Origin of the sequence: Streptomyces sp. NBC_01477 (genome assembly GCF_036227245.1) — a bacterium.
In the GTDB taxonomy this organism is placed as follows: Bacteria; Actinomycetota; Actinomycetes; order Streptomycetales; family Streptomycetaceae; genus Actinacidiphila.
Window position 1 is genome coordinate 6,029,483 of sequence record NZ_CP109445.1, and the last position, 15,028, is coordinate 6,044,510.

Sequence of the window (15,028 nt, forward strand, 5' to 3'; positions counted from 1 at the left end):
CGTCAGTCCTGCCGCTCGGCCGGATGCTCGTCGGGGCGGACGGTGATGTGGTCCGGCTGGAGTTCCAGCAGGACGCGGCGGCGGATGGCCAGCGCCTCGGCGTAGTCGCGGGGGAGCTGGAGCCGCCCTGCCCGGTCGACGGTGGCGTATTCGCGGGCCACCACCGACTCCTGGCCGTGCTCGTCGATCTCGGTGCGCCGGACCACCTCGGAGGCGGTGCGGCCGTCCCGGATGGCGACCGTGCGGTGCACGGCGTCGGCGACGGACTGGTCGTGGGTGACGACCACGACAGTGGTGCCCAGCTGCTCGTTGGCGGTGCGGAAGGCGCCGAAGACCTGCTCGGCGGTGGCGGAGTCCAGTTCGCCGGTGGGCTCGTCGGCCAGGACGACCGCCGGGTCGTTGGCCAGGGCGACCGCGATGGCGGCCCGCTGCTGCTCGCCGCCCGACATCTGGCCCGGGTGCCGGTCGTGGCAGTGGGAGACGCCGAGGATACCGAGGAGTTCCGTGGCGCGGGCGGCCCGCTGCCGCTTGTGCCGCAGCCCGCCGCGGCCGGACAACTGCATGGGCAGGACGACGTTCTGGGCGGCGGTCAGATACGGCAGCAGATTGCGCGAGGTCTGCTGCCAGATGAAGCCGACGACCTCCCGGCGATAGCGGAGCCGGGACTTGGCGTCCATGGCCAGCAGGTCGTAGCCGCCGACCGAGGCCGCGCCGGCGGTCGGGACGTCGAGCCCGGCCAGGATGTTGAGCAGCGTGGACTTGCCGCTGCCCGACGCCCCGACCAGCGCCATCAGTTCGCCCTTGGCGACGAGCAGGTCGAGGCCCTGCAGGGCCTGCACCTCCACCCCGTCGGCGGTGAAGATCCGCACCAGCCGGTCACAGCTGATCAGCGAGTCCTGGCCGTACGCGGGCCCGTCGCGCCGCTCGGCGACCTGCCGCTCCAGCTCCGCGAGACTGCTCGGAGCGGGTACGGACCCGCCGGCGGGTACGGACCCGCGGCCGGGGCCGCCGGAGGACCCGCTGCCGGAAACGCCCGGGGACCCGCTGCCAGGAGTGCCTGCGCCCGGCCCCTCCGTCGTACCGTGTCCGCTCATGTCGTCCGGTCACCCGCTCTCAACTCGGTGCTTTCGTGGCGTCGCCCGCTCGCCCAGGCCTGGCCGAGCAGCACCGCGCAGGCGAGCAGCAGCAGGCCGGCCGAGGGCAGGGCGAGGGACCAAGGGTCGGCGCGCAGCCCGACACCGGCGCCGGGCGACGGCGCCACCGCGGGCCCGCCGCCGCCGAAGGTGAGGGCGGCCAGGTCGATGCCGGGGCCGAGCAGCGGGATGACGGCGAGGCCGACCAGTACCCCGCCGACCGCCGCGAGCAGCACCTGCGGCAGCATCTCCAGCAGCACCAGGCGCCGGGACTGCCGCCGGGTCATCCCCATCGTGCGCAGCCTGGCCAGCAGCGCGAGCCGGCCGGGCGCCGCGGCCATCAGCGACAGCAGCAGCGCCAGCACGCTGTAACCGGCCCCGGCGGCGACCGCCGCCAGGTAGAGGCCGCGGGCGCCTTTCTGCAACCGGCTGTCGGACAGTGCCGCCCGCTGCTCGCTGCGCAGCAGCACCGCGGCCGGGCTGCTGCCGCGTGCGGTGACCGAGCGCAGCGCGGCGCCGTCGATGTGCTGCCCCGGTGCGGCGGCGGCCAGCAGCAGCGTCGGGCCTCCGTACTGCGGGTACACGGCGAGCCGCGGGTGCTGCGCGTGGAGTTGCCGCCCGGAGACGATGACGAACTCGCCTTCGGCGACCGCGGGGGTGGACCGCAGGGTCGCCACGGAGCGGATGTCGCTGATGCCGACACCGGTCTCGACCGGCTTCCGGCTGCCGCCGAGCAGGGCGGCGATGTTCGGCGAGACGACCGCGGGAAGCGGGCCGTGCGAGCCCGCGGCGACCCGCGCCCCGAGCGCGTCCGCGGGGAAGGCCGGCATCCCCGCAGAACGCGTCATACGGGCGTACGCGGCCGGGTCGTCGACGATCAGCAGCGCGAAATTCAGCGGGATGTCCTGGTTGGCGGCGTGCGGCTCGATCCGGACCGCGGCCACCTCGCCCACGCCCGGCACCTTCGCGACCGCGGCCGGCAGTTTGGCGTCCAGCGGGAAGGAGGAGTCGACGCGGGCGTCCGCGCCGACCGCCATCGCGGCGGCCCGGTCCCTGCCGTGGCTGATGCCGGCCAGCACCGAGCCGCCGAAGGACGCCACCGTCAGCGCCACCAGCAGCGCGAGCAGCGGCAGTTGTCCACCGGAGGAGGCCCGCCCCGCCCTGGCCAGCCCCAGGTGCGTCACCGCGCCCCGCAGCCGCGCCGCCGGACGTGCCAGCCGGCGCAGCGGCAGCGGGTAGAGCCGCAGCAGCACCAGCGCGGCGGCCACCGCGACCAGGACCGGCGCCGCAGCCAGGAAGGGATCGGCGCCGTCGGCCGTACCCCGCCGCCGCAGCGCGGTCACCGCGCCGACCACGAGCACCGTCACCGTCAGTTCCAGCACCAGGCGCCGCCGCGAGGGCCGCAGCGCCACGAGGTCCTCGCGTTCCGCCGGGCGGGGCCGCCGTACGCGCAGCGTGGCCCGCAGCGGCATCGCCAGCGCCCCCGCGGCGGTGACCAGCGCACCCAGCGCCAGCGATGTCGCGTACCGCCCGGTGGGCAGCACCAGCAGCGCGAGCAGCGTGCCGGCGGCCCCCGCGGGCACGGCCGCCGCCGCGGTCTCGGTGACCAGCCGCCGGAAGATGCCGCGCAGCGAGCCGCCGCGGGAGCGCAGCAGCGCGATCTCGCCGCGCCTGCGGTCGGCGGCCAGGCCCGCCGCCATGAGCAGCACCGCCAGGGCCGTGGTGCCCACGCCGACAGCCGCGATGAGCACCAGCGGCTGCGCGGCCGTGCGGTCGGCGGCGAAGGTGCTCAGGACGGTGGTGACCCCGGCGACCGTGTGCAGCGACGGCGACTTGGTGGACGTGGTCAACTGCGTCGCCAGCGGACCATTGCCGAGGGCGGCCAGTTCCGCCTGTAGCGCGGGCACGTCGTGCCCGGTCAGCCGCGCGGCTGCCAGCGGGTGGTGCCAGTACATCGTCGCGCCCGTGCCCAGCAGCGGGATGGAGCGTGCCGCGGTGCGGTCGATCAGCACCGTGAAGTGCCAGTACGTCTCAGGCGGGGAGATCATCAGGTGCGGCGGGAAGCTGACCAGCGGGGCGAGCAGGTCGTCGTCCATGGTCCAGTAGCCGGCCGCCGGGTCGCGCGGCGCCACGATGCCGCTGATCAGGACCGACAGCGGCGTCGCGCCGAACTTCGTCATATGGACGGTCTGGCCGACCTTCAGATGCAGCACCTGCGCGGTCTTCTCGGTCACCACGCCGTCCAGCGCGAGGGCCGCAGGGCCGTCGGACCCGGGCCGGGGCAGCCGGCCCGACACCACCCTGACGTGGTCGGCCAGGCCCGCCTGCGCCACCAGGTCGGCGCCGGGCGCGTGGGAGGAGGTGCGGGGCAGTTCGGGGTCGGGGACCTCGGCCTCGGCGCCGGACCGCACACCCTGTACGACCTCGTCCGTCGCAATACGCAGCGGCGGGCGCAGCAGGGCGCGGAAATCCCGCTCCTCGCGGTCCAGCGTGGCGGGGGCCAGCCTGTCGTCGGCGCCCGGGCCGTCGGAGGTGCGATAGTCGTCGGCCAGCGACAGGCCGCGGTCACGCGGCGCCGCGCCGGAGACGGCCCGCCGCAGCGCGCTGTCCTCGTAGCGGTCGACGGCGCGTGGCAGGGCGGCGGCGAGGAAGGCGGTGACCAGGACGAGCGCGGCCAGCGCGAGGGCGCCCAGCGGGGCGGCGCGCAGCCGCGTCCGCAGCCAGGAGTCGGTGAACGGCATTCAGTCCTCCGCCTGGTGACGCAGGGCCGCCGCCGGTGCGCCGCGCCGCGTCGCGGTCACGACGAGCACGGCCAGCGGGGCGGCGAGCAGTACGGCGAGCAGTTCGGCGAGCCGGCCCGCCGGCAGCTCGACGACCAGCGGCGGGACCGGGCGGGTGGCCTGGCCGGTGAGCACGATCAGCGGGGTGACCAGCCGGGTCAGGAAGGTGCCCAGCGCCAGGCCCACGGCGAGCGAGACCAGCACCAGCAGCGCCTGCTCCGCGGCCAGCATCCGGGTGAGCTTGCGGCGCGGCGCCCCCAGCGCGCGCAGCACCGCGAACTCGGTCCTGCGCTCACGGGCGGCGCCCATCGCGCCGACCGCGAAGCCGACCGCGGCCAGCACGGCCGCCGCGACCACCGCGGCGGGCAGCGCCGACTGCGGCCCGGCGCCGAGCGGGTCGCCCCGCAGGTCCGCCGCCGCCTCGGCGCGGTCGAGCACGGTGTCCACGTCGTCACGGGCGCGCAGCGCGGCCGCGGTACGGGCCGCGGCGCCGGGCGCGGTGCCCAGCCACCACTCGGTGGGCTGCACGGGGGAGGCGTCGTCGCTGGCCGCGAGCACCTGGTTGACGGCCCGCAGGTCCAGCAGCAGCGCCCCCTGCTGGGTCGTGTCGGTGCTGGGCAGCGCGTGCACGGCCGAGCTGATCACGACCGGCGCCGTCACATTGCCGAGCTGCACCTGGACGGTGTCGCCGACCTTCGCGCCGACCGCCCGCAGATAGCCGTCGGTGGCGACGGCTTTGAGCGGCGCGGGCGCGGGGGCGTCGGCGCGGACACGTACCGTGCCGCTGGACTGGGCGAAGGCGTTGGTGTCGGCCGAGAAGGCGCCGGTGCCGTAGCCGAAGGACAGCAGGGCGGGGCCGCCGGCCCGCGCCGCCGTGGCGGTCGGCACGGTCGCGTCCGGGACGTCGCCGAGCGAGGGGTCGTCGAAGCCGGCCGCGGCCCGCCATGCGCCGCCGCCCGGCGTGCGCAGCGGCTCCACCGTGCCGTCGGCCCGGGTGACCTGCGCCGACGACAAAGTGAGCTGCCGCTTCTCGGCACCGGCAGGCACCTCGTAGGACGTCTCGAAGCGCACCAGCCGCAGCGGGCCCGCGGGGGCGCCCTTCCCCGAGGCGGTGGCCAGGTCCAGGGTGAGGGTGTGCGGCCGGCCGTCCGGCGGCAGCTCGCCGAGCGCGAAGTCGTACGGCACCCCCTCGGCGTCGACCACTGCCACGCTGACGTGGTCCGGCTGGTCGTCGGCCCCCGCGGGCCCGCCGTCCGGGCCCGCGGCCGTCAAAGTGGCGCCGAAGGCCACCTGCCGGGCCGTCGCGTCGACGGCGAAGCCCTGGCTCTCGGGCGCGGTACGCAGCGGTGCCAGCAGCGCCGGCAGCGGACGGCCGCCGGTCAGGTCGGACCTGACCCGCATCGCATCGGCGGCCTCCGCGGTGTCCACGACCAGGGCGGTGGCGTACCGCTCGCCGGGCAGCAGCAGGCTCTCGCGGGCGGCGGGCGCCGCGGCCGTGACGCCCCGCACCGAGGTGAAGATGCCCGCCTGGCCGAACGGCGGGGTCGTCATGCCGGTCACCCGCAGGTCGGCGCCCACGGCGAAATCCGCCTGGTCGCGCTGCGAACGGTCCCAGCTCGCGCCCTGCCCGATCGAGAACATGCCCATCGCCACGGCCAGCACCAGCAGCAGGGCCGCCGCCGCGCCGCGCCGGGGCCGGCGGGCCAGCTGCCAGCCGGCGAGGGCCAGGGCGAGGCCGCTGCCACGGGCCGCGCGGCGTTCGCCGAGCCGGGCCGCGGGCGGCAGCAGGCGCAGCACCAGCACGGTGCCGGCCAGCAGGCACAGCGCGGGCGCCGCGACCAGCACGGGGTCGATGCCGAGGCCGCCCGAGGCGTCGGAATTCAGCGCGCCGCCACCCGCCGCCCTGCGCCGCAGCTGCCAGTACGCGACCCCGGCGATCACCAGCAGCCCGACGTCCGCGCCCGCCTGCAAGGCGCCGGGCAGGCCGCCGCGCCGGGTGCGGGCGGCGCCGGCGGTGGAGCGCAGCGCGGGCACGACCACCGCGAGCGCGCAGGCCAGTGCGGCGGCGCCGGCCACCAGCCAGGCGCTGCCGATGCCCGCGCCGTCGAGGGTGACCCCGGTGCGGGCCATCGCGCCGGTGCCCGCGAGCAGCCGGGTGACGGGTCCCGCGAGCAGCGGCGCGATCACCGCCGCGGGCAGCGCGAGCAGCAGCGCCTCACCGGCCGCGAGCCGGGCCACCCGGCCGCGTGAGCCGCCGCGGGCGCGCAGCAGCGCGGTCTCGCCCGCCCTCTCCTCGGCGAGCAGCTGGGCGACCAGCAGCAGCGCGAAGGCGGCGAGGATGATCAGCTGGAAGGCGCCGATGAGCAGGGTCGAGCGGGTCACCAGCAGACTGCGGCGCAGCCCGTCGAGCAGGTCGGGCAGCCCGGTGGTCGCCTGCGCGGGGCCGGTGGCCTTGTCGGCACGCAGCTTCGCGGCGGTGTCCTGGACGGCCGCTTCGAGCGCGTCGATCCGGCCGGTGCGCGCGCCGCCGAAGTCGCCGGTGGCCTGCCAGGACATCTCGTCGCCCGCGACCCGCCCCGAGCCGAAGGTGCCGGGGTCGGTGAGCAGCGGACCGTAGGTGGTGAAGGCGAGGGTGTGGACACCGCGCCCGGCGAGCGGATCGAGCTGCCAGTAGGGCGAGCCGGGATCGGCGGGCCGGTAGACACCGGTGACCCGGATCCGCAGCGGCGGGCCGCCGAGCCGGTCGGCCAGGGTGATGCGCTGCCCCGCGGCAATGTGCAGGGCGCGGGAGACGGTCTCCGGCACCGCCACCTCGACGGTGTCCGCGCCCTTGGCGGCGGCGGCCGGCCAGCTGCCGCCGACGAGTTTCAGCCGCGCCCGGTCGAAGGTGGCCAGCAGCGTCAGGTCGGAGTCCGCGCTCCTGGGCACGCCCGCGGGCCGCAGAGCCGGAGGCAGACCGTAGGAGCCCGACCTGGTGCTGGCGGCGACCTGCGAGGGCAGCCCGCCGAAGACGCCGTCCAGGTCGCCGCGCACCGCCCGGTCGAGCGCGGCCGCGTCCTTGCCGGTCAGGGACGCCTTGACGTCGAAGGTCGACCGGTCGGCGGCCTGGTGCTGGAGGGTGCGGCGCAGGGCGGCGTCGCCTATTGCGCCGGTGTAGGACGCGAGAGTGGCCAGCACGCAGGTGGTCAGCAGCACGGTGAGCAGGGCGGCGGCGAGCAGCAACCGGTGCGCGCGGACGCGCAGCAGTACAAAACCGGTCACCCGTGCCGCCCCCGTCCCCGTTACTGATCGGATGCTCTCAACCGAACGGGTCCGATAGAAACATGTCGAAGATTGTCGCAATGCGATCGTGACCGACCGCGGGGGCGGGCCTGGTCAGCCCGGAGTGTTCACCATCGAGGCCGCGGCATACACCAGGTAGTCCCACAGCTGCCGCTCGTGTCCGGGCGCGAGATCCAGGTCGTCGACCGCCGCGCGCATATGGCGCAGCCAGGCGTCGTGCGCGGCTTTGTCGACCTTGAACGGCGCGTGGCGCATCCGCAGCCGCGGGTGGCCGCGCTGGTCGCTGTAGGTGCGCGGGCCGCCCCAGTACTGCATCAGGAACAGCAGCAGCCGCTCCTCGGCCGGACCGAGGTCCTGCTCCGGATACATCGCCCGCAGATCGGGGTCGTCCGCGACGCCCTCGTAGAAGCGGTGCACGAGCCGGCGGAAGGTGTCCTCGCCGCCGACCAGCTCGTAGAACGTCTGCTGCTCGACCGTGCCGTACGGGATCTCAGTCACCCCTCCATGGTCGCAGACGGCCCGGCCGAGGACCCGGGTCGTAGGACCCCTGCCGCGGGCGCAGGATGGAGGGATGGCAGGGTCGGCTCGTGATCAGCGTTTCCGGGCGGCGGCGGCAGCGCTGCGGCGCCGGATGGTGCGCCGCATCGTCGCGGGCGGCGGGCTCGCCGACCCGGCCTGGCGGGCCGCCTTCGCCGAGGTGCCGCGGCATCTGTTCGTGCCGGTCTACTACCGCGGCGGCTCCGACGACGCCGCCGGCCACGGGCGCTTCGCCGCGGACGACCCCGACATGCGGCGGCGGCTGAGCTGGCTGACCGGGGCCTACGCCGACCAGCCGATCGCCACGCACGTCTCGGGCGGCGAACTGGTCTCCTCCAGCAGCCAGCCGTCGCTGATGGCGCTGATGTGCGAGGCGCTCGATCTGCGCGAGGGCCACCGGGTACTGGAGATCGGGGCGGGCACCGGCTACAACGCGGCGCTGCTGGCGCACCGGCTCGGCGGCACGGGCGCGGTGACCACCGTCGACCTGGACGCGGCGATCACCGCGCCGGCCCGCGAGCACCTGGCCGCCTACGGCACCGCGGCGGCGCTGTCGGTCACCGTCGTCACCGGCGACGGGGCGTTCGGGTGTCCGGCGGGGGCGCCGTACGACCGGGTGATCGCGACCTGCGAGCTGCCGGCCGTGCCGCCGGCCTGGGCCGAGCAGTGCCGGCCCGGGGCGCGGATCCTGGCGCCCTTCGCGACCGGGCTCGTGGTGCTCACCGTCACGGGTCCGGGCCGGGCCGAAGGGCGCTTCCTGTCCACGCCGGCGTATTTCGTGCCGCTGCGGGGCCGGGCGGCCGGCATCCAGCCGCCCGCGGTGGGCGGTGAGTCCTCGCTGCTCGACCGGCATCCGGCGCGTACCCGCTTCGGCCTGACCGTCGAGGGCCGCCGCCAGTGGATCTGGCTCGACCGACCGGACGGTCCCGACACCTGGCCGGTACCGGCCGCGTCATCGTTCTGACCGGCAGGCGGACTCAGACGCGGTGAATGGTGATGGTCGTCCAGGCGCCGACGTGGACGCGGTCGCCCTCGGACAGCGGGATCGGGGTGTACGCGGGGATCGGGTCCTCGGCGAGGTTGACGGTGGTGCCGTTGGTCGAGTCCTGGTCGACCACCGACCAGGAGCCGTCGGGCTGCTGGACCAGCACCGCGTGCTTGTGGGAGACGCCCGGGTCCTCCGGGGCGCGGGACAGGTCGATGTCGGGCGCCTCGCCCGTGCTGTGCCGCTGCCGTCCGATGGTGATCTGGTGGCCGGTCAGCGGCAGTTCGAACTGGGGGGAGAAGGCGGGGAAGTACAGACCGCTCGCGTCCGGGCCGCTGCGGGCCATGACCGCGGTGAAATACTCCCGGTCCGCGCCGATCACCGCCAGCCACGCGCCGCCCCTGCCGGACGCGGCCGGGGACCCGGAACCCGTGGCCCCGGTGGAGGGTGAAGGCACCGGCGCGGCCGTCTGCGAACTCGGCGGGTCGAGCAGGAAGTCCCCGGAGCCCGAGGTCACCGTGACCGACTCGGACGGCAGCGGCTCAGCGGGCCGGTTGACCCGGGAGGGCCGCGACAGCTGCGAGTCGTAGCGCTGGTACGGCGGCCGGTCCGGCGCGGTCGGGGCGACCGGGGGCGAGGCCGGGACGACGGGAGACGCGTGCGGCGGCACGAAGGTGGTGGCGGAGTGCGTCTGGAAGTTGTAGCGGCACTCCTCGCAGAACAGCGCCATCCCCTCCCGCGGCGTCCCGCACGCCGGGCACAGCTGCGCGGACGCGGCCCCCGGGTCGTAGCCGAAGGCGGGCTGCGGCGAGACCGGCGGCGTGGAGGAGGAGGACGCCGCCGACGACGGGGGACGCGTGCTGTACGACGAGGACGGCGGCGCGGACATCCGCATACCGCAGGTCTCGCACCAGTCGGTGGCCGCGGATTCGTGGCCGTTAGGACAAAGCATCGTGCCGGCTCCCCCTCCGCCCCCCGGGGCGGATCCACAGGTTGTGCGCGAAGCTGCGGTGTGACGCCGCGCGCCGGCGTCCCCCCTGCGCTATTTCTTCACCCGTACGGTCACCTTCGACCGCGTCTCCAGGGTCATCTCGTCGGCGTCCGCGACCCGGGCCTTGAGTCGCACAGTACCGCTCGCCGCGTCGACGACGTCGACCACCTTCGCCAGCAGTTTCGCCGTGTCCTCGTTGCCCGAGGCGCTGGCCAGCTGCACCGCGCGGCCCAGTTTGGCCGTCGCGCCGCCCACGTCACCGGACTTGCGGGCCTCCAGGCCCTGCTGGATGACCTGGGCCAGCTCCGCCTGTCCCGTGTAGTGCGCGACCTGCGGGCTTATCCGGGTGGACTCCGCCAGGTCGTCGGTCCACAGCGCCCGCACCAGGCCCTGCGCCAGCACCTGGGGGGTGCCGTCGGGCTGGGGCAGCACCAGCGACAGCCGGGCGGCCAGCATCTCCTGGCCGATGCCCGCGTTCGGCACCCGCACGCACACGTGGTAGTCGCGGGACTCGTCGCCCCACGACCCGGTCGGGTAGTCGCCGGCCCGCGGCCCCGCCTCGCCGCGGCGGGCCGTCAGGTCCTCCACGGTCGGCGCGACCTGCTTGACGAAGACGATCTCGGCGTCCTGCGGGGTCCACAGCCGCAGGCTGACGTCCGCGACCTCCTTGCCCATGGTCTTCTCCATCATCGCCTGGAAGTCGACGGCCAGGCCGGCCGGATCGGCGACGATGTCCACCGAGCCGAGCAGCGCGGAGGCGATCGCGGTCACCTCCTTGACCTCCCAGTCGGTGCCGACACCGCGCGCGTCACACGTGAAGCGGCCCGCGCACGCGTCGAGCGCGGACCGCAGGTCCTCCGGCTTCTCGTGCTCGTTGCGGCCGTCGGTCAGGAGAATGCCGTGGCGTATTGCCGCGCTGCTCGACGACAGCAGCTTGTCGGCCAGCCGCAGCCAGGTGCCGATCGCGGTGCCGCCGCCCGCGGCGAGCCGGCGCAGCGCCTGCTTGGCCTGGGCGCGGGTGGACGGATCGGCCACCGCCAGGCCGCCGTTGGCCGGGTAGATCTCGCGCGCCACATGGGTGCCGGCGATCACGGCGAAGGAGACGCCGTCGCGAATGGCGTCGATCGCGACCGCCGTCGCATCGCGCGCGTTGCGCATCTTCGTCGGCGGATACTCCATCGACCCCGAGCAGTCGACCATGAGCACCACGCCCGCGTTCGGCGTGGCCCGCGCGCCGGTCGCGGAGCCGGACAGCGGGTGGCCGCCGGTGGTGCCGCCGCCGGTCGAGGTGACCGTCACCACGGCGTTGACCTCGCGGCCGCCCTCCGGCAGGTACTCGTTCTGGTAGACGTCGACCGAGAACTGCGGCACGTTCGGTTTCGAGAGAATGGCCATCGCTTCCTGCACTCCTTAAAGCCCGTTCACAGCCCCGCCCAGCTTGTCCGGAAGCTACGCGGGTGGGAATCCTGCCCGTGGCACGGCGGCCGGGAACGGCAGCACCGCGACCGTTACGTTGTCGTGGCCGCCGCCGTCCAGTGCGACGCCCAGCAAAGTGCGCGCACTGTGCAGCGGGCGGCTGCGTGCGTCGGCCGGGATCGCCTCGGCCATCTCGGCGGCCGACTCGGCGTAGTTCCACAGCCCGTCGGTGCACACCACGATCACCCCGGGGCCCTCCGGCTGGAAGGCGGCCACATGCGGGTCCACCTCGACCGCGTCGGCGCCCAGCCAGCCGGTGATCGCGTGCGCGCGCTCGTCGGCGTGGGCCTCGGCCTCCGTCATCAGGCCCGCCGCGACCATCCTGGCCGCCCACGAGTCGTCCTCGGTCAGCCGGGAGGAGGGCAGCGTACGGTCGTCGGGGACCCAGTACGCGCGGCTGTCGCCGATCCAGCCCACCGTGAAGACCGGTCCGGTCACGACCGCGCTGACGCAGGTGCAGGCCGGGGCGTTGTGGTGCGGGGCGGTGCCCGGCGGCTCCTCCTCCTCGGCGAGCGCGGACACCGCCTCGAAGGCCGACATCAGGGCGCCGCGCATCGCGTCCTCGACCGGGGTGCCGCGCTCCAGGGCGCCGAGCAGCGACTCGCGGCCCGCGGCAGACGCGGCAGCCGAGGCGTCGTCGGGGCGGTAGGCGGTGGACACGCCGTCGCACACCACCGCGGCCACCGCGGCCGTGCCGTCCGGCAGCGAGGCGGTGGCCAGCGCGAAGGCGTCCTCGTTGCGGTGGTGCCGCAGCCCGCGGTCGCTCACCGCGGCCACGCCCTCCAACTCCTGCTCCTGGTGGTCGCGCTGGCGCGGCTGGGCGTGCCCGCAGTGCTCGCAGTAGCCGTCGTCGTCCACTCCGCCGAGGCCGCACGCCACGCACACCGGACCCTCCGCCGCCTGCTTCTCGCGCGGGCCGGCCGGCCGTGAGCCGGGCACCGCGACGCCGAGCGCGAGGGTGGCGCCGTCGTCCGCCGGGACCTGCGCGGGCTTCGGCGGGGCGAGCACGAAGGCGTCGGTCGCCGGCCCGTCCGGGGAGCCGCCGTCCGGGCCGCCCGCGGGGCCGCCCGCGGGGCCGCCCGCGGGGCCGTCGGCGCGGCTGCCGGGCACCGCGGCGGCCGGCGCCGGGGCGGTCAGGTCGAGGCCGCAGTGCCCGCAGTAGCGGTCGTCCGCGTCGAGCGGATCCGCGCAGTTGGGGCAGAGCGGAGGCGTGACGGACTGCGCCGCCCGCGCCGATTCGGGGAGTGGTGGCATCTGGTTACACCCACGTCCTGGGGCGGAAGCGGTTGGCGCGTTCCACCAGTTCGATCCTCGTACTGCCCTGCTGGGCGAGCCTGGCAAGGACCCGGTACGAGCGTTCGAGGCCGAACCGCAGGCCCCGCTCGGTCATGTCGGCGCCCAGTACGGCCGGCGCGCCGGACGCCGACGACGGTACGCCCGCGGGCACCGCCGTGTGCTCCCCGACACGGCCCGCGAGCACCCAGTCGAGCGCGCTGCCCAGTACCTCGGTGGCCAGCTGCTCGCGCCGGTCGGAGTCCAGGCCCTGCCGTTGCAGCGCCTCCACCTGGAGCCCCGCGGCCCGCAGATCGGGCAGCAGCGGCTCGTGCGGCGAGCGGTCCCGCAGCCGGGCCCTGATCGCGGCGACCCGCGCCGCGGTGTAGTGGATGGACGACTCGGGCACCGACTCCAGCGCGGCCACCGCGCCCGCCCGGTCGCCGGACGCCAGCAGCACCCGGGCCAGGCCGAAGGCGGCGCTGACGTAGCTGTGGTCGGTGATCCACACCAGGCGGTAATACTCCGCGGCGTTGTCGAGCTGCCGCAGCACCTCGGCGCACACCGCCAGCGCCAGCTTGGGCGCGGGCTCGCCGGGGAAGGCGTCGTAGACCGCGTCGAAGCTCAGCGCGGCGGTCTCGTGGTCGCCGGTGCACAGCGCCGCCAGGCCGCGGTGCCACACCACCCGCCAGTCCGCGTTGTCGTCCGGGTGGGCGAGCGAGCCCAGCACCTGGTGGGCGCCGTGGCTGTCGCCGAGTTCGAGCCGGGCGCGGACCTCGCGCAGCCGCCGCTCGACCGAGTCGGTCGTCGCCGACCGCAGGGCGGCGACCAGTTCGCCGGGGGCGGCGGCGGAAAGTCCCGCCAGGAAGCCCGCGTTGGGGTCGGCGGGGTCGACATGCGGGACCGGGAGCGCCAGGACGGCCGCGGTGGTGTCGAGCCGGGCGACCACCGGCAGGGAGGGTCCCCAGGCGGGGGCCGTCGCCGCAGGACCGCCCGGCAGCTGTGCGGGGAGCGCGCCCGGCGGCAGTCCCGCGGCGCCTGCCGCGCCTCCCGGGCCGATCGCCCCGCCTTGCGCCGCCGTTCTCGGCCCGGCCTTGTCACGGCGTCTCGCCGCCTTCTCCAGCGCCCGGTCCGCGCCGAGCGCCGAGGTGTCACCGGCGACCGCGCGGACCAGCTCGGTGTCCACCACCCGCAGCTCCGGGCCGAACAGCGTGGACAGGGCGGGCCGCTGCACCCCGCTCTCCAGGGCGACGATCTCCCGCAGCACCCCGAGCAGCTGGTCGGACATCTCCTCGGCGGAGCCGAAGCGCTCGGTGGGGTCGGGGTCGGTGGCCCGCACCAGCAGCCGGTAGAAGGACTCGTAGCGGGTGAAGACGTCGATGTTGCCCGGGTCGGGCAGGCTGTCGACGAAGACGTTGGTGTAGCCCTGGAAGTCGAAGGTCAGCACCGCCAGGGTGCGGGCCACGGTGTACAGGTCGGAGGCGACCGAGGGGCCGACCTCGGCGACCTCGGGCGCCTGGTAGCCGACCGTGCCGTAGATCGCGGACTCGTCGTCGTCCATCCGGCGGACCGCGCCCATGTCGATGAGCTCCAGCCGGTCCTCGGTCTGGATGGCGTTGTCGACCTTGAAGTCGCAGTAGAGCAGATTGCGGCTGTGCAGGTGGCCCAGCGCCTCCAGGGCCTCGATGGCGAAGGCGATGGCCTGCGCGACCGGCAGCGGGGCGCGCCTGCCGTCGGGGGCGCGGCGCTCGTTGGCGATCTCCTTGAGCGACTTGCCGCCGACGTAGGCCATCACGATGTAGCCGTCGAGGGTGCCGGTGCGCTGGTCCAGGTGCTCGACGAAGTTGTAGATCCGCACGATGTTGGGGTGCTCGATCTCGGCCAGGAAGCGCCGCTCGGAGACCGCCGCGGCCAGCGCGTCCTCGTCCCCGGTGTCCAGCAGGCCCTTGAGCACCACCCAGCGGTCCGACACCGCGCGGTCCACGGCCAGGTAGATCCAGCCGAGCCCGCCGTGCGCCAGGCAGCCCACCACGTGGTACTGCCCGTGCACCACGTCGCCGGGCCGCAGCTTGGGCGTGAAGGAGTACGGGTGCCCGCACTTGGTGCAGAAGCCCTCCGTACGCCCCGGCCGGTCGCCGCGGCTGCGGCCCACCGGCGCCCCGCAGTCGCCCTTGCTGCAGTAGCGCTTGCGCTCGGGCACCTCGGGATTGGCCAGGACCGCCGCGGCCGGGTCGGGCCGCGGCACGGTGGGGACGCTGACCAGGCCGGCGCCGAGCTTGCCGCGCCCCGACCCGGCGGAGCCGCTGCGGCTGCTGCGCACCGACACCGAGCGGCCGGAGCCGGCACCCGTCAGCGACTGCGACAGCCGGCCGGACACCGACCGCTTGGAGGCCGAGGAGGACTTCGCGGACCGCGAGGAGGCGGTGGAGGTGGACGTACGCCCGGAGTCGCCGCCAGGAGCCCGCGGCGCGGCAGCGGCGGACGGTACGGAACGGGGCGCGGCCGGCAGCGGCGCGAGACCGCAGGTGCCGCAGTACAGCTCGCCGCCGCCCATGTCCTCCAAGGTCCCGCC

9 protein-coding genes are annotated in these 15,028 nt (G+C 75.6%); 1 reads left to right on the forward strand and 8 read right to left on the reverse strand.

Annotated features, from left to right (window positions below; genetic code table 11):
- Positions 1-2: 2 nt before the first annotated feature.
- The 4 genes from OHA86_RS25610 to OHA86_RS25625 all read right to left on the reverse strand — a co-directional run bounded on the left by OHA86_RS25610 (position 3) and on the right by OHA86_RS25625 (position 7,693).
- Positions 3-1,094, reverse strand: coding sequence for an ABC transporter ATP-binding protein (locus OHA86_RS25610; RefSeq protein ID WP_329178842.1), 1,092 nt, complete (start codon positions 1,092-1,094; stop codon positions 3-5).
- Positions 1,091-3,874 carry an FtsX-like permease family protein gene (locus OHA86_RS25615; protein ID WP_329178844.1) on the reverse strand — a complete coding sequence of 928 codons (2,784 nt, stop codon included), beginning with the start codon at positions 3,872-3,874 and terminating at the stop codon, positions 1,091-1,093. The genes OHA86_RS25610 and OHA86_RS25615 overlap by 4 nt, the downstream gene beginning before the upstream one ends.
- Positions 3,875-7,174: an ABC transporter permease gene (locus OHA86_RS25620; RefSeq protein ID WP_329178845.1), complete on the reverse strand. Its 3,300-nt coding sequence runs from the start codon at positions 7,172-7,174 to the stop codon at positions 3,875-3,877. It lies immediately after the preceding gene.
- A gap of 114 nt (positions 7,175-7,288) precedes the next feature.
- The gene (locus tag OHA86_RS25625; protein ID WP_329178846.1) at positions 7,289-7,693 is read right to left on the reverse strand and encodes a globin; all 405 of its coding nucleotides are present in this window, start codon (positions 7,691-7,693) and stop codon (positions 7,289-7,291) included.
- Between the two features lie 73 nt (positions 7,694-7,766).
- On the opposite strand from OHA86_RS25625, the gene OHA86_RS25630 reads away from it, so the two are divergent.
- Positions 7,767-8,696, forward strand: coding sequence for a methyltransferase domain-containing protein (locus OHA86_RS25630; RefSeq protein WP_329178848.1), 930 nt, complete (start codon positions 7,767-7,769; stop codon positions 8,694-8,696).
- Positions 8,697-8,709: 13 nt separating this feature from the next.
- On the opposite strand, the gene OHA86_RS25635 is transcribed toward OHA86_RS25630, so the two are convergent.
- The 4 genes from OHA86_RS25635 to OHA86_RS25650 all read right to left on the reverse strand — a co-directional run bounded on the left by OHA86_RS25635 (position 8,710) and on the right by OHA86_RS25650 (position 15,010).
- A complete protein-coding gene (locus OHA86_RS25635; protein WP_329178850.1) occupies positions 8,710-9,669 on the reverse strand; it encodes an FHA domain-containing protein in 960 nt (319 codons plus the stop codon).
- A 90-nt stretch (positions 9,670-9,759) separates the two neighbouring features.
- Positions 9,760-11,103 (reverse strand): vWA domain-containing protein, encoded by a 1,344-nt coding sequence (locus OHA86_RS25640; RefSeq protein WP_329178852.1) that lies wholly within the window; start codon positions 11,101-11,103, stop codon positions 9,760-9,762.
- Positions 11,104-11,157: 54 nt separating this feature from the next.
- Positions 11,158-12,438 (reverse strand): PP2C family serine/threonine-protein phosphatase, encoded by a 1,281-nt coding sequence (locus OHA86_RS25645; protein ID WP_329178853.1) that lies wholly within the window; start codon positions 12,436-12,438, stop codon positions 11,158-11,160.
- Between the two features lie 4 nt (positions 12,439-12,442).
- Positions 12,443-15,010, reverse strand: coding sequence for a serine/threonine-protein kinase (locus OHA86_RS25650; protein ID WP_329178855.1), 2,568 nt, complete (start codon positions 15,008-15,010; stop codon positions 12,443-12,445).
- Positions 15,011-15,028 lie beyond the last annotated feature (18 nt).

Coding starts and splice junctions, on each gene's coding strand:
- OHA86_RS25610 (WP_329178842.1), bottom strand. CDS start 1,094: ATGAGCGGACACGGTACGACGGAGGGGCCGGGCGCAGGCACTCCTGGC.
- OHA86_RS25615 (WP_329178844.1), bottom strand. CDS start 3,874: ATGCCGTTCACCGACTCCTGGCTGCGGACGCGGCTGCGCGCCGCCCCG.
- OHA86_RS25630 (WP_329178848.1), top strand. CDS start 7,767: ATGGCAGGGTCGGCTCGTGATCAGCGTTTCCGGGCGGCGGCGGCAGCG.
- OHA86_RS25635 (WP_329178850.1), bottom strand. CDS start 9,669: ATGCTTTGTCCTAACGGCCACGAATCCGCGGCCACCGACTGGTGCGAG.
- OHA86_RS25640 (WP_329178852.1), bottom strand. CDS start 11,103: ATGGCCATTCTCTCGAAACCGAACGTGCCGCAGTTCTCGGTCGACGTC.
- OHA86_RS25645 (WP_329178853.1), bottom strand. CDS start 12,438: ATGCCACCACTCCCCGAATCGGCGCGGGCGGCGCAGTCCGTCACGCCT.
- OHA86_RS25650 (WP_329178855.1), bottom strand. CDS start 15,010: ATGGGCGGCGGCGAGCTGTACTGCGGCACCTGCGGTCTCGCGCCGCTG.